Below are 14,182 nucleotides of genomic sequence, written 5' to 3'. Positions count from 1 at the left end.
GCCTGCCGATGATTGAGACCAAGATCAGAAAAGTTGGAAACTCTGCCGTCATCACCCTGACGACGGAGATGCTGACGATGCTGGACGCCAAGGAAGGCGACACGTTGTTCGTGGTGCGCGGCGATGACGGCAGCCTGCGGGTGATGGCGCATGATCCCACGGTGGCTGAGGCGCTGGCTGCGGCTGAAATCGTGATGGACGAGAACCGCGACCTGCTTCAGGCGCTGGCGTGAGCAAATACACATGGGTGCCGCTGGCGGCGGTGACCATTTTCCATGACCGGCAGATTTCGCGCCATGGCGGCGCGGCGGGGATGCGTGACAAGGCGCTTCTGGAAATGGGATGCGCGCGGGCAATGAATCTGGCTGCCTATTCCGATGCAGGCGTGGCGGAGGTTGCCGCGGCTTACGCATTTGGCATCGCCAAGGCGCATGCTTTTGTTGACGGCAATAAGCGGACGGCCTTTGTGACGGCTGTGACCTTTCTGCGCCTCAACGGCTACCAGTTCCGCCCGGACCCGGTGGAGGGTGTGCGGATGATGGAGGATCTGGCCACCGGCGATGTGGATGAGGCTGCCTTTGCGGAATGGCTGAAGGCTGGGATGCTGCCTGTCTGACCCTCAGCCCCTGCTGCCAAAGAAAAGCCGCCCTTCGGGGCGGCTTTTCTGTTTCCGGTCAGGCCCGCAGCCGTGCGCCTGAGGGGTCGAAGGCTGCGGCTTCCAGAATGCGCGCCTTGTGCGGTTTGCCGAGAATATAGACCTCGACCTCATCCCCCGGCTTGGCAACTTCGGGGTTGGCATATCCCAGCGCCAGCGATTTACCGACCGAGTAGCCGTAAGCGCCCGAGGTGACGCGGCCCACCGGTGTGCTGTCGGGTGTGAAAATCGGCTCCCCGCCGGAGGCGTCGGCATCGTTCACCGCGTCGATCTCAAAGGCCGAGAGCATTTCGCGCGGGGCGTTGTCCTTGATCTTGAGATAGGCGTCCTTGTTGAGGAACTCCTTGTCCAGCTTGATGAGACCGGCCAGGCCAACCTCCTGCGGCCAGTATTCCTGGCTGTACTCGCGGCCCCAGGAGCCGTAGCCCTTCTCGATCCGCAAGGAACCAAGCGCACGGCCGCCGACCGGACCGCCGTCGAACTCTGCGGCAGCTGCCAGCAGGGCCGAGTACAGTTTGACCTGATCGCTTTCGGCACAATGCAGTTCCCAGCCCAGATCGCCGGTGAAGGAGACGCGGATTGCCAGGCATTCCACACCTGCCACGTCGATGGTGCGGGAACGCATGAAGCGGAAGGCCTCGTTCGACAAATCCGCATTGGTCAGGCGCTGCAGCATATCGCGTGATTTCGGGCCTGCGACGTTGAAGCCCGCAATGCGGTTGGTGGCGACCTCGAAGGTGGTGCCTTCCGGCAGCTCCACCATGTTGAAGAAGCGCTGGTGATAGCGTTCCGCCATGCCGGAGCCGACCATCATGTATTCGTCATCCGCCACCTTGGTGATGGTGAAATCGCCAGCCACGCCGCCGCGGACCGAGATCAGCGGAGTCAGGCAGGAGCGGCCAACTTCGGTTGGCACCTTGTTGGCGATCAGCTTATCCAGCCACTCAAACGCGCCGGGGCCTTTGATTACGTAGTTGGCGAAGTTCGAAATATCGATCACGCCGACGTTCTCACGCAGCATGTTCACTTCGCGGCCAACCGGCTCCCACCAGTTCTGGCGGGTGAAGCTGTTTGTGTCGGTGGTGCCGGGCACACCCGAGAACCACAACGGGTGCTCCCAGCCGCAGTTGAGGCCGAATACGCAGCCCATTTCCTTTTGCATCTCATACGCGGGGCGCACGCGGGCCGGGCGGCCGGCGCTGCGTTCCTCGTTCGGGAAATGGATGGCGAAGCGGTGCGCGTACTGGTCTTCGACGCGGGCCTTGGTGAATGCCTTGTCGGCCCAGTCGCCAAAGCGCGCGAGATCCCAGGCGAACATGTCGTATTGCGGCTCGCCCTCGATCATCCATTGGGCTGCCAGCAGACCAAGACCGCCAGACTGGGAGAAGCCGGGGATGATGCCGGTGCAGCAGAAATAGTTTTTCAGCTCCGGAACCGGGCCCCAGATTGCATTGGAATCCGGCGACCAGATCATCGGGCCGTTGATGACGCGTTTGACGCCTGCGGTTTCGGCGCAGGGGACACGCTCGGTGGCGCGGATCACGTTTTCCATGATCCGGTCCAGATCGTCGGGGAACAGTTCATGGGCAAAGTCAAGCGGGGTGCCGTCCTCGGCCCAGAAGCGCATGTCCTTTTCATAGGCGCCGATCAGGAAGCCGTTGCCCTCCTGCCGGAAGTAGTATTCGCCGTCGCGGTCGGCGATCGAGGGCAGGCGGCGGCCGAGATTGGCGACCTCGTCTATAGACTCCGTCACGAAATACTGATGCTCGGTCGGCTGCAAGGGCAGGGTGAGGCCCGCCATCGCGGCCACTTCGCGGCCCCAGAGGCCGCCAGCGTTCACCACCCACTGGGTATGGATGTCGCCCTTTTCGGTCTTCACGATCCAGCTGCCGTCGGGCTGCTGCTCGGTGCCGATCACCGGGCAGAAGCGTTCGATCTGCGCGCCCATGGCGCGGGCGCCGGCGGCGTAGGCCATGGTCACGCCCGAAGGGTCAACGTTGCCGCCATCAGGTTCGAACATGATGCAGCGGATGTCGTCGAACTGAGCCAGCGGGTGCAGTTCCTTGGCCTGCTCGCGGCTGACCTCATGGAAGTTCAGGCCGTAGTATTTCGCCTTGGCCTCCTGCAGACGCAGCTGGTGCTCGCGCTCTTCGGTCTTGGCCAGATACAGGGAGCCCGGCTGGAACACGCCGCAACCCTGGCCGGTTTCCTTCTCCAGCTCCTTGTAGAGGTTCATGGTGTAGTGCTGGATGCGGGTCACGTTGTTATTGTCGTGCAGCCCGTGGATGTTGGCCGCCGCATGCCAGGTGGAGCCTGCGGTCAGTTCATCGCGTTCCAGCAGAACAACGTCGGTCCAGCCGAGTTTCGCCAGGTGGTAGAGGATAGAGCAGCCGACCAGCCCGCCGCCGATGACAACTGCCTGTGCATGGGTTTTCATGCGTCATGTTCCCTTGCCTGCGTGCCTGAAACAGCGCGCCCTGCAGGCCGGGGCGGGCCGCCAATTCCTTCCGGGTGAACCTAGCGGCGGCGGGGCTGGATGACCCGTGAAGAATTCAGACCCAATGGCCCCGGATTCGATGGGTCATCCGGCAATCACCCGGTAATCTCTTTCATCACGCCCAGGAACTTCGCCACTTCGCCGATGCTGTTGTAGTGGCACATCGAGACGCGCACGCAGCTGTCCATGTCCAAGGGAGTCAGGATATTGCCGGAATAATGATCCGCTTTGCGCAGATGGGTGCGGATGCCCTGTTCGTTCAGCCGTTTGACCACTTCAACGGACGGCACGCCGTCCACGGTCAGCGAAACCAGCCCCTCGCGGGCCGGGTTGTCCGGGCCGCCCAGGATGGTGACGCCTTCCATCTCTGCCAATCCGGGCAGGTTGCCGGTGCCAAATATCATCGCGTCGGTCAGGGCTTTTTCGTGGGCATGGATTGCTTCGCCCGCGGCCACGAATTTTGCGCGGCGGTCCGTTGCATCGCTGACTTCGCCGCCGAGCCATTCGAGGTAATTTACCACGTCGGACAGCGTCGCATAGCTGCCGGTATCGCGGGTGCCCATTTCCCAGTTGTCCGCAGGCCCGTCAATCAGGCTGTTGTGCGGCAGTTTCGTCAGCCGGTCCGAGATCCAGGCAAGGCCGTAGCCGTGGCGCGAGAACATCTTGTAAGGTGAGATCACATAGCCATCGACGCTGTATGCCGTCAGGTCGATGCGCCCATGGGCTGCGTGCTGGATACCGTCCACAATAATGAAACACTCCGGTGCCACTTCACGGATGGCGGCAGCGCAGGCGGCGACATCCACGCCCATGCCTGTGACAGGAGACGTGTGGACGATTGTGGCCACGACGGTGTCCGGCGAAACCGCCCTGGCATAGGCATCGGCCATGATCGTCCCGGTGGTGTCATTATGCGGGATCAGCACGTGTTTCTGACGTGCAACCCCGGCCCAGCGGGCGCTGGCGGAGCGGGTGGCGGGATGCTCCAGCGTCGAGCCCAGCACGGTACCGCCCTCCGCGGTGCCGAGGCAGGCGTTCATGATCAGGCGGAACAAGAGCTCTGTGCCGCTTTCGCCCGCAAAAAACTGGCCGCCGGGTGCGTTCATGAAGACGCGCATATCGTCCTTGGCCTTGTTGATCACCCGCACCAGCTCGTGGCTGCCGGGGTTGTCGCGGCCCTGGTTGTCGGGGATCGCAGCATAGCGTGCGGATGTTTCCACCACCGAATTGAGCGTCAGTGCGCCGCCTGCGTTTTCAAAGAAGATACGGCTGCCCTGTTCGGGGCAGTTGTCCACCTGGGCAAAACGGGCGCGGATCTGGTCCAGCAGGGCGTCGGAAATATGGGGCATGGCAAATCCAGCAGCAAAGGTTTGTTCTGCGCCACAGTAGGGGGATTGCCCCGGCCGGAGATACAAAAAAATCCGGGGCTGAGGGCTGGAATTCTCTGTGCCAGCCCTCAGCGCATTTTTCAGGTGATGAAACCGTGGAAAGGGGCGCGCAGCGCAGCCCTGTGTACCATCTCAGACAGCGTGATGATGTCGAAGACGGGCCGGTTCAGCGCCGCTTGCAGGGCGTGGGCATAGGGTGGCAGATCGGTGCATTCCAGCACGATCGGGCCTATTTCCGGATTGCGCGCGATCATGCCCATGGCGGCGGCCAGCAGTTCGGCCTCAACCTTCGCCAGATCCATTGCAGTGCGTTCATTGCGCAGGATCACGGTGGAGAACTCTTCCGCGTCATCCAGCCCCTGGACAACCACGGGCGTGTTTTCTGCACCGACGCCGCGCAAATGCGCCTCGGTCAGGCTGGCGGCAGAGGCAGTGATCACCCCAACGGTGCGGCCTGTCATCTGATGCGCCAGCGGCACCTGGATCAGCGAGGAGACGAACACCGGCACATTCACCGCGGTTGCGATCTCCTTCTGAAAGATGGCGAGGAAGCCGCAGGAGCCGGTAATGGCCCGCACGCCCTTGGCTTCCAGCCGCCGGGCGGCCTCGATCAGCCGGCCCTTCATTTCACCTGTCGGGTTGGCCAGCAGTTTCGGCACAGTGATCCCGTCCAGCATTTCATAGAGCGTCGTGAAGGGCAGGCTGGAAGGGTTCTTGATATGGCCGGGCGGCTTGGGGAAGTAGCTTTCCAAAGCCAGCACGCCGATGGAGACGCCGCAGATGTTTTGACCGCCAGGATGGATGGTCATGCTTTGATCCTTTCGTAGCGCCGTGTGCGGAACGGCGAGAGGTCTTCGTTCACGGGTGTTCCGCTGACGATATCCGCCACCAGCCGCCCGGTTTTCGGGGCCATCATCAGGCCGTAATGGCTGTGGCCGAAAGCAGCGATCAGGTCCGGGAACCCTTCAACCTCGCCAATGCAGGGCAGGCTGTCGGGCAGGCTGGGGCGCTGGCCGGACCAGGTTTCCATCTCGTCTGCGCGCAAGTCAGGCAGCAGGGCTTTGGCAAGCTCCACAAGCCCGTCGAGCCTTTTCTGATTGAGCGGCTGATCAAGACCCGCAAACTCGGCGGTGCCTGCCACCCGCAGCCCTTCCTCCATTGAGGAGGCCACGAATTTCATGTCCATATCCATGATCGAGTTGTTCAACGCGACGCCGGGGTTCTGGAACGAAACGTGGTAGCCGCGTTCGGATTCCATCGGGATTTTGATCCCCAGTGGCTTCAGCAATTCGCCGGACCAGACACCCATCGCCAGCACCAGCTTGGGGGTCCAGTCCTGGCCCGCATCGGTGGTGTAAGTCCAGCCGCCGGTTTCAGACGGCAGGATACCCCGCACGGTTCGGGCCTGGATCTCGCCGCCCATGAATTGAAATTTTTCTGCAAGAACGGCTCCGATCCTGCCGGGAGAGAGCGCCCGTGCCTGGCCCTTAATCAGGATTGCAGCCTGAAACTCCGGCGTCAGCGCCGGCTCAAGATCCCGCAGGTCAGCGGCACCGATCCGCTCCATCTCCGCGCCCTGGGCGGCCCGCAGCCGGTTGCCGAGACTGTTCAGGTCAGCTTCCTCCGGGTTGCGCGAGGCATGGACGTAATAGCTGTCCTTGACGAGATCTTCGTGCCCGGTGCCGGCCAGATGCAGCCGGAAGCCTTCGACGCAATTTCGGCAGAGAAAACCCATGGCGTCAGAAATCCGTTGAATCCGGCCCTCGCGTCCTTCAGCCAGGAACCGCATCCCCCAGGGGGCGACCTTGGGCAGGTATCCGGGCTTGACCGTGACAGGCCCTAGCGGATCCAGCAGCCAGCCGGGCACTTTCTTCCACAGGCCCGGCATCGACTGCGGCACCACTGACCAGGGGGAGATAATGCCGGCATTGCCGTAAGACGTCGCCTGGCCGGGTGCATCCCTGTCGATGAGCCGGACCTTGAGGCCCCGCTCGGCCAGGGACAGGGCCGAGCAGATACCGACGATCCCGGCACCCAGGACCGTCACATCGGGGGTAGCGGATGCGCTCATTGCACCGCCTTTGCCTGCAGCTTGCGCTGCTGGTCCAGCTGCTGGATCAGCACCGGCGCCATCACAACAAGAGCCGCAATGTCAGAGCCGCCGGAGGGCGCCACCAGCAGCAGGCCGCCGATGGCCATCAGCAGCCGCCAGACACCGCTGAGCGGGGCCAGGAAATAGGCCGAGACAGCGGTGGCGATGGCAAAGACCCCAAGCGCGCAGGTGCCTGTCACTTGGATGAACCCGGTCCAGGTAAAGTACTCCGGCAAGACGATCAGCATTACCGGTGCATAGACAAACACCATCGGCACCATCAGCTTGCCCAGACCCAGGGTGAAGGCGTTGAGCCCGGTTCGAAACGGGTTGGAGCCCGCAATCCCTGCCGCGGCATAGGCCGAGGCGCAAACCGGCGGAGTGATCTCGGAAATCACACCGTAGTAGAGCACGAACATATGGGTCGCGAGCGGCGGCACGCCCAACTGGCTGAGGGCAGGCGTCGCAACCGCCACCAGCATGATGTAGAGCGCGGTGGTCGGCAGGCCGGCGCCCATCAGGATGCAGGCCATGGCGATCAGCACTAGCGACAGGAATTGTTGGATCGACGGCTGGCTGAACGCCTCGATGGAGGTCCAGTCCAGGAAGGGCGCAATCGCTGCCGCCATATCCGCCGCACCGCCGGTGACCATGAAGCCAAGACGGAAGCCGACGCCGGTGGTGTTGATCACACCTACCACGATGCCCACCGCGGCCGAAGCTGCGCCCACGGCCAGCGCGTATTGCACACCGACGTGGAAGCTGTCGAACAGGTCGCGGAAGTTCTGACGCTCGTTCCGGTGCAGGCAGCCGATGATGGTGAGCGCCGCCAGCATCCCCGCCATCACCGGAGTGTACCCTTCGCCGGAGTAGGGCGAGGCCTTCCACAAGATAAAGCCGAGCAGGGCAAAGGGGATCAGCAGTGTGGCCGGTTTGTCAAAGGCGCAGAAGCCGACAACGATACACAGGCTGAGACCGATAAAGGCCGCCATGTTGGGCGAGTACCCGGAGAACAGCACCAAGAGGAGCGCGATCAGCGGAATGATCGTGTACCAGCCATCCTTCCAGACCTGCAGGAACTTGGGCAGCTGGTCCTTGGGATAGGCGGTCAGGCCCAGTTTCTTGGCGGTGAAATGCACAATCGAGATCACCCCGATATAATGCATCAGTGCCGGCACGATCGCGGCAATCACGATGGTGGTGTAAGGCACTTCCAGATACTCGGCCATCAGGAAGGATGCCGCCCCCATGATCGGCGGAGTGATCTGCCCGCCGGCCGAGGCCGCCGCCTCAACCCCGCCTGCGAAATGTCCGGGGTAGCCCAGTTTCTTCATGTTGGGGATGGTCAGTGAGCCGGTAGAAACCGTGTTGGCAATCGACGAGCCGGAAATGGTGCCGAAGAAGGCGGATGAGACCACGGAAACCTTGGCCGGCCCGCCGGTGTATCGGCCAGCGAGCAGCATGGCGTTATCGACAAAGAACTGCCCTAGCCCCATCCGCTGCGCCACCACGCCGAACAGCACAAAATGGAACACCACGGTGGAAACCACCCAGAGCGTCACGCCAAAAATGCCTTCGGACGGGAAGTACATGTTGTTGACGAACTGCTGCCAATTGACGCCCGGATGCTTGAGGATTTGCGCGGGCATGTAAGGCCCGAACAGCGCATAGATCATGAACACAAGGATGATCAGCGGCAGCACAAAGCCGATGGTGCGGCGCGCGATCTCCAGCACCGTCAGGATCAGCACCGAGCCGAAGAACACGTCCAGGCTGGACGGGTTGCCCTGCCGCAGCGCCTGTTCGGCGATGTCGAAACCGAACATGTCAAAGCCGCGCCAGCTGACCCAAAGGAACAGCGCCGCCGCCATGCTGAGCCCGGTCAGCGCCCAGTCATAAAGCGGCACATTACCTGGGCGCAGCGGATTGGGGCCGCGCCACTCCAGGCTGCGGGCTGACTTGATCAGCGGAAAGCCCACAAAAATAAACAGGAACAGGCCCGCCAGGTGAATACCCATATGCACATGGTCCACCGGGGTGCCGAAACCAGCCGTCCACAGATGGTAGAGGGCAAAGGCGATGCTAGCCCAATAGATGACGCCAGTCAGCCTGGGTCCGTTGTCGCGCGTGTTCAGAGCAGAGTCATACTGCTTCTCCAGCTCCTCTAGCGCCTTGTTGTCGAGATGGGTGTCCATGGACATCGGGGTCTCCAGTCCGGGGGCCGTGCCGGCGCGCGCCATTCACCCGCATTGCGGACAGGGGCGCCGGGAAACAAAAACGGCAGCAAGGCGCACCCTGCTGCCGCAGTTCAGGGGAGGTTTACTTGAGCATGCCGATTTCGCGGTAGAAACGCTCAGCGCCCGGATGCAGCGGCACACCGATGCCCTCGACGCCGTCCAGCGCAGTTTCCAGGGTGATCGCTTTGCCCTTGGGGTGGCCGTTGTCCAGCAATTTGCGTGCGGTGTCGGACCACATCGCCTTGGTGATCTCATAGATCAGATCTTCCGACATGTTGGCATTGGTGACCAGCATGCCGGAGACCGCCACGGTGTTTACATCATAGCCCACACCCGGGTAGGTGCCTGCCGGAATGGTTGAGGGGATATAGTAAGGCACGGTGGTATTGGCCTGCTTAATCTCTTCCTCGGACCAGTTGTGCAGCTCCATGCCCTTGGTGTTGTCGAGCTGGATCATCGCCGCGACAGGCGTGCCGGCGGCGTAGAAATATGCGTCCAGCTGGCCGTCGGCGATACGCTCGGCGGACTGGGCGTTGTTCAGCTCCGCCTCGTCGATGTTGTCGCGGTTGACGCCGTGGTCATTCAGGATCAGCTCCACTGCGATCTGGGTGCCGGACCCGGCCTGGGCGATGCCGACGCGCTTGCCCTTCAGATCGGCGAGCCCGCCCAGCGAATGGCCCTTAGGCAGCACCAAATGCAGGTCCTCCGGGAACAGGTTGGCGATCACCCGCAGATCGGGCTTGGCGTTGCCCTCGAACTTGCCCTTGCCGTGATAGGCGAAATGCAGGGTTGCGGCACCGGACAGGCCTGCTTCCATCTGGCCCGCCTGGATGGCGTTCACGTTGTGCGCGGAGGCATTGGTCGACTGCGCCATCGCGACAAGGCCTGGCACGCCGCAGTTGCCACCCTCGTCACAGGCGCGCGAGCCCGGCGGGTTGGAAATCGCGTTGGCGATAATGCCGCCGATCGGGAAATAGGTGCCGCCTGCACCGCCGGTACCGATGCGGAAAAAGGTCATGTCCTGCGCCACAGCGGCGCCGGTCAGCATGGTGCAGGCCAATGCCGCCCCGGTCAGTTTCTTGAAAAACCCCATAATTTCCTCCCTGGAGTATTGGCTGCGTCTCCTCGCGCGCAGCGCTCACCTGTGATCTTTGCATCATGAGTAAGGTAAAACATAAGTTCAAATTTAAAATTGTACTGTATATATAGATTGAATTTATGTTAGCTTCACGCCTGAGGGCAGATCATGAACTCCCACCAACTTGCGGTTTTCCGCGAAGTCATGAAGACCGGCTCTGTCAGCCAGGCGGCCCGCAACCTGCACCGCACTCAGCCGGCCATCAGCGCTGCCATCAAGACTCTGGAAGAGGAACTGCGCCTTACCCTGTTTTTGCGCGAAGGCCGCCGTCTGGTTCCGGTGCCCGAAGCGCAGTACCTGATGGAAGAGGCAACGGAGATTCTGGCGCGGATGGAAACCGCGCAGCAGAACCTGGCCAACATGCGCGACCGGGTGCAGGGTTCGATCCGGATCGTGGCGATGCCAGGCCCGTCGACCTTTCTGCTGCCGGATTTCATCAGCCGTTTTGTTGCTGGCAAACCCGAGGTGCGGGTGACGCTGGCGACGCGCTCTTCGCCGCAGGTGCGCAGTTTGGTGGCGGCCGGGAGCTTTGACATCGGTTTTTGCGACATGACCCGGTTCCGCGGCGACCGCAAGTTGTATACGGCGGAAGAGCTGCCCAGCAACTGTCTCTGCGCAGTGCCCGCCAGCCATCCGCTGGCTGGCCGCCGTGTGATCACCGCCACCGATCTGAACGGCCAGCCGATGGGGGCACTGCAACCGGACCACAACACTTACCAAGCCACCTCACAGGCCTTTCTTGCTGCCGGCTCCGAGTTCAACTTGCGCTATGACGCGCAGTATTTCCTACCGCTGTTCCACTTCATCGCCGCGGGGCAGGCCTGCGCCGTTGTCGACGTGCTAAGCGCCGAAAGCTACCGGCGCAGCAATGCGGGAGAGCCGCGGATCCGGTTTCTGCCGTTCGACCCTGCGATTCCCTTTGGCTATTCGATCCTGACCCCCAGCGAGCGCCCCCTGTCACAGCTTGCCGCCAGTTTTGCCGATGCCTGGCGGGGATACGTGGCAGACATGCTGGAGCCAGCGTCAGATTAGCTGTTGTTTTTAGAAGAAAATTTTCACACCAGGAATTCTGCTCTGTGAACCGCAGAGTGAAACGAAGGCCTGCGAGTATTTTGCCTTCACAATAGCCTACATTATTGTATACAGTTTGGAGTGCAGAAGCCCGGGCTCCCCCCGGGGCAGCATCTTTGCAGGCTTTGGGAGGTCCCGATGAAGAACACGATGAATGGCGCAGAGGCGATGGTGCGTGCGCTTGAGGCGCATGGGGTTACCCATATCTTCGGCCTGTGCGGCGACACCACGCTGCCCTTCTACGATGCCATGAACCGGCTGGAGCACGGGATCACCCATGTCCTGACCCGCGATGAGCGCAGCGCGGCTTACATGGCCGACGGGTTTTCCCGCGTGACCGGCCGGGTGGGGGTCTGCGAGGGTCCGTCCGGCGGCGGTGCCACATATATCCTGCCGGGGCTGATCGAGGCCAACGAAAGCTCCTATGCGGTGCTGGCGATCACCACCGACATTTCCGTGGGCTCCTACGGAAAATACCCGCTGACCGAGGTCAACCAGGAGGTCCTGATGGGGCCGTTGACCAAGTTCAACACGGTGATCAAGCGCGCCGACCATATCCCGCGCATGGTGCGCCAGGCATTCCGGGCGATGACCACCGGCCGCTCCGGCTCAGCGCATCTGGGGCTGCCTTATGACATCCAGTATGACGATGTTCCGGCGGATGATATCTGGGGCGACCCCAAGCATCAGAGTTACCCGTCCTACCGCGCGGCACCGGAACCGGGCGTGGCAGAGGCCGCGGTGGAGGCCATACTGTCCGCAAAATCGCCGCTGATCGTCTGCGGCGGCGGCGTGGTGATCTCTGGCGCGATGGAGGAGCTGGGCAGGCTTGCCTCCCGCCTCGACATCGCCGTGGGCACCTCGATCTCCGGCAAAGGCTCGCTCGCCGACACCCATCCGCAATCGCTGGGGGTTGTCGGCTCCAACGGCGGCACCGATGAAACCTGGGAGATGATGGAGGGCGCCGATCTGGTTGTCTTTATGGGCTGCCGCGCCGGGTCCACCACCACTTCGCGCTGGGAAGCGCCAAAACCCGGCCAGCGCATCGTGCATTTCGACAATGATCCGATGGTGATAGGTGCCAACTACCTGACCGAGGTCGGTGTGGTGGCAGACCTGAAGCTCAGCTTGCAGGCGGTGAACGCCTATCTGGATGGCCGCGAGGGCAACCTGCCGGGTTTCGGTGCTGCTTCGAAAATCGCCGACATCAAACAGCGCAAGTTTGCCAAGTTCGAGGAGCTGGCACACAGCAAGACCGACCAGGTGCTGCCGGAGCAGATCATTTATGCGCTGAACCAGAACCTGCCCGAGGATGCCATCGTGGTGTCCGACCCTGGCACCAGCTGCCCCTATTACAACGCCTATTCACAGCAAAAGCACCCGGGCCGCCAGTACATCACCAACCGCGCGCATGGCGCGCTGGGGTATTCGCTGTCGGCGTCACTGGGCGCCTGGTTCGGGCGGCCCGGAGCCAAGGTCGTGGGGATGATGGGCGACGGCTCCTTCAACTTTACCTGCGGCGAGCTGGAAACCGTGGTGCGCTGCAACGCGCCGATCACCTATGTGGTGTTCTCCAATGCCAACTTTGGCTGGATCAAAGCCAGCCAGCGCGACGACTGCGGCAAGCGGTACTACAATGTGGACTTCAACCGCACCAACCACGCGGCAGTGGCTGAAGCGTTCGGGGTTAAGACCTGGTGGGTAGAGCGACCGGAAGATCTGGACAGCGCCATCAAGGAAGCCTTTGCCCATGATGGCCCGACCCTGATCGACGTAGTCTGCCAGGCGCTGGAAGAGTCCGCCGCGCCGGTCCGGCGCTGGATGGGGTGAGGGCGAACAAAACGGAAAGTATCACAGGCCGGGACCAGTGCGTTTCCGGTCTTGTCTCTTTTGCGGCGTGCCCGCTATGAATTTGCGGAACCACCAGTCACGAAAGGCGCAGCCGCATGGACACTCCCACCGCTCCCAAACCCGGCGCCATGCTGCATTTGCGTGGCAACACGCTGTCTGAGGGCGATCCGGTGGCGCTGCCTTTGACGCAAAGCTCCATGTACCACCTGCCGGGCGACTGGGCCGGCGGCCCCAGTTATGGCCGGGTGGATAATGCGACCTGGGAGCATCTGGAGCATGTGCTGGGCTACCTGGAGGACGCGCCAACGCTGGCCTTTCCGTCGGGCATGGCCGCAATCTCGGCCTCGCTGTTTGCGACGGTCAAGGCTGGCTCGCGCATTCTTATCCCGTCGGACGGATATTACGTCACCCGGCGCCTCAGTGAGAGGTTTTTGCAGAAGCTCGGTGTTGACGTGCACCAGCGCCCCACCACCGCATTTGCCCTGGGCGATTTTGAAGGCTTTGACGTTGTTTTTGCGGAAACACCTTCGAACCCTGGACTGGACCTCTGCGACTTGCGTGCGATTGCGGAAGCGGTGCACGCTGCGGGCGGGCTGCTGATCGTCGACAACACCACCATGACACCGCTGGGCCAGCGCCCGCTGGAGCTGGGCGCGGATGTGGTTGTGGCATCCGACACTAAGGCACCGGGCGGGCATTCGGATGTGCTGATGGGGCATCTGGCCACCCGTAACGCGGATCTGCTGCAGGCCGCGCGCGAATGGCGCCAGTTCGGCGGCGGCATTCCCGGCCCGCAGGAGGCCTGGCTGGCGCACCGGGGCCTGGAAACACTGGACGTCCGATTTGACCGGATGTGCAGCACCGCTGAGGTGCTGGCCGGACGGCTGGCCGCGCATCCGCTGGTGCAGGCGATCCGCTTTCCGGGGCTGAAATCCGATCCCTCGCATGAGCTGGCGAAACAGCAGATGGCGCGGTTCGGCTTTCTGATTTCCATCACCCTGGACAGCGCCGAACAGGCCGATGCCTTCATCAACACCTGCCCGCTGATCCGCTCCGCAACGTCGTTTGGCGGGGTGCATACCTCGGCTGAGCGCCGCGCCCGCTGGGGTGATGCGGTGGCGCCGGGGTTTATCCGCATTTCGGTTGGCACTGAACCGGCAGAGGAATTGTGGAACGCTATGGCCGCGTCTCTGGACGCTCTGCTGGAATAGCAAAGCCTCAACCGCCGCAGCGAAAATGGGTCGAAAACCGCT

Annotated in this window: 11 protein-coding genes; 5 read left to right on the top strand and 6 right to left on the bottom strand. The window is 62.4% G+C overall.

Annotated features, from left to right (window positions below; all coding sequences use genetic code 11):
* Positions 1 to 8: 8 nt before the first annotated feature.
* On the top strand, positions 9 to 233 hold the full coding sequence (locus RA26_RS03765; protein WP_039180158.1) for an AbrB/MazE/SpoVT family DNA-binding domain-containing protein: 225 nt from the start codon (positions 9 to 11) through the stop codon (positions 231 to 233).
* The gene (locus RA26_RS03760) at positions 230 to 616 is read left to right on the top strand and encodes a type II toxin-antitoxin system death-on-curing family toxin (protein WP_039180155.1); all 387 of its coding nucleotides are present in this window, start codon (positions 230 to 232) and stop codon (positions 614 to 616) included. The genes RA26_RS03765 and RA26_RS03760 overlap by 4 nt, the downstream gene beginning before the upstream one ends.
* Before the next feature lie 58 nt (positions 617 to 674).
* On the opposite strand, the gene RA26_RS03755 is transcribed toward RA26_RS03760, so the two are convergent.
* The 6 genes from RA26_RS03755 to RA26_RS03730 all read right to left on the bottom strand — a co-directional run bounded on the left by RA26_RS03755 (position 675) and on the right by RA26_RS03730 (position 9,962).
* On the bottom strand, positions 675 to 3,092 hold the full coding sequence (locus RA26_RS03755; protein ID WP_039180153.1) for a GcvT family protein: 2,418 nt from the start codon (positions 3,090 to 3,092) through the stop codon (positions 675 to 677).
* 155 nt (positions 3,093 to 3,247) lie between these two features.
* Entirely contained in the window at positions 3,248 to 4,501 is a 1,254-nt protein-coding gene (locus RA26_RS03750; RefSeq protein WP_039180150.1) for an aminotransferase class V-fold PLP-dependent enzyme, read from the bottom strand.
* Between the two features lie 119 nt (positions 4,502 to 4,620).
* A complete protein-coding gene (locus RA26_RS03745) occupies positions 4,621 to 5,349 on the bottom strand; it encodes an aspartate/glutamate racemase family protein (RefSeq protein ID WP_039180147.1) in 729 nt (242 codons plus the stop codon).
* Positions 5,346 to 6,611, bottom strand: coding sequence for an NAD(P)/FAD-dependent oxidoreductase (locus RA26_RS03740; RefSeq protein WP_039180145.1), 1,266 nt, complete (start codon positions 6,609 to 6,611; stop codon positions 5,346 to 5,348). The genes RA26_RS03745 and RA26_RS03740 overlap by 4 nt, the downstream gene beginning before the upstream one ends.
* Positions 6,608 to 8,833 (bottom strand): TRAP transporter permease, encoded by a 2,226-nt coding sequence (locus RA26_RS03735; RefSeq protein ID WP_039180142.1) that lies wholly within the window; start codon positions 8,831 to 8,833, stop codon positions 6,608 to 6,610. Before RA26_RS03735 ends, RA26_RS03740 begins: the two co-directional genes overlap by 4 nt.
* A gap of 118 nt (positions 8,834 to 8,951) precedes the next feature.
* A complete protein-coding gene (locus RA26_RS03730; protein WP_039180139.1) occupies positions 8,952 to 9,962 on the bottom strand; it encodes a TAXI family TRAP transporter solute-binding subunit in 1,011 nt (336 codons plus the stop codon).
* A gap of 153 nt (positions 9,963 to 10,115) precedes the next feature.
* Between RA26_RS03730 and RA26_RS03725 the strand changes: the two genes are divergently transcribed.
* The 3 genes from RA26_RS03725 to RA26_RS03715 all read left to right on the top strand — a co-directional run bounded on the left by RA26_RS03725 (position 10,116) and on the right by RA26_RS03715 (position 14,140).
* Complete coding sequence (locus RA26_RS03725; RefSeq protein ID WP_039180136.1) at positions 10,116 to 11,039, top strand: LysR family transcriptional regulator; 924 nt, start codon at positions 10,116 to 10,118, stop codon at positions 11,037 to 11,039.
* 177 nt (positions 11,040 to 11,216) lie between these two features.
* Complete coding sequence (locus RA26_RS03720; protein WP_039180135.1) at positions 11,217 to 12,908, top strand: thiamine pyrophosphate-binding protein; 1,692 nt, start codon at positions 11,217 to 11,219, stop codon at positions 12,906 to 12,908.
* A 116-nt stretch (positions 12,909 to 13,024) separates the two neighbouring features.
* Entirely contained in the window at positions 13,025 to 14,140 is a 1,116-nt protein-coding gene (locus RA26_RS03715; protein ID WP_039180132.1) for a cystathionine gamma-lyase, read from the top strand.
* The last annotated feature ends 42 nt before the right edge of the window (positions 14,141 to 14,182 follow it).

Source organism: Leisingera sp. ANG-M7 (assembly GCF_000813965.1).
Classification (GTDB): domain Bacteria; phylum Pseudomonadota; class Alphaproteobacteria; order Rhodobacterales; family Rhodobacteraceae; genus Leisingera.
This window is presented reverse-complemented; position numbering and strand designations above follow the sequence as displayed.

Excerpts from the sequence above, each read along its gene's own strand:
- RA26_RS03765 (WP_039180158.1), top strand. The coding sequence starts at position 9 with ATGATTGAGACCAAGATCAGAAAAGTTGGAAACTCTGCCGTCATCACC.
- RA26_RS03755 (WP_039180153.1), bottom strand. The coding sequence starts at position 3,092 with ATGAAAACCCATGCACAGGCAGTTGTCATCGGCGGCGGGCTGGTCGGC.
- RA26_RS03750 (WP_039180150.1), bottom strand. The coding sequence starts at position 4,501 with ATGCCCCATATTTCCGACGCCCTGCTGGACCAGATCCGCGCCCGTTTT.
- RA26_RS03745 (WP_039180147.1), bottom strand. The coding sequence starts at position 5,349 with ATGACCATCCATCCTGGCGGTCAAAACATCTGCGGCGTCTCCATCGGC.
- RA26_RS03740 (WP_039180145.1), bottom strand. The coding sequence starts at position 6,611 with ATGAGCGCATCCGCTACCCCCGATGTGACGGTCCTGGGTGCCGGGATC.
- RA26_RS03735 (WP_039180142.1), bottom strand. The coding sequence starts at position 8,833 with ATGTCCATGGACACCCATCTCGACAACAAGGCGCTAGAGGAGCTGGAG.
- RA26_RS03730 (WP_039180139.1), bottom strand. The coding sequence starts at position 9,962 with ATGGGGTTTTTCAAGAAACTGACCGGGGCGGCATTGGCCTGCACCATG.
- RA26_RS03725 (WP_039180136.1), top strand. The coding sequence starts at position 10,116 with ATGAACTCCCACCAACTTGCGGTTTTCCGCGAAGTCATGAAGACCGGC.
- RA26_RS03720 (WP_039180135.1), top strand. The coding sequence starts at position 11,217 with ATGAAGAACACGATGAATGGCGCAGAGGCGATGGTGCGTGCGCTTGAG.
- RA26_RS03715 (WP_039180132.1), top strand. The coding sequence starts at position 13,025 with ATGGACACTCCCACCGCTCCCAAACCCGGCGCCATGCTGCATTTGCGT.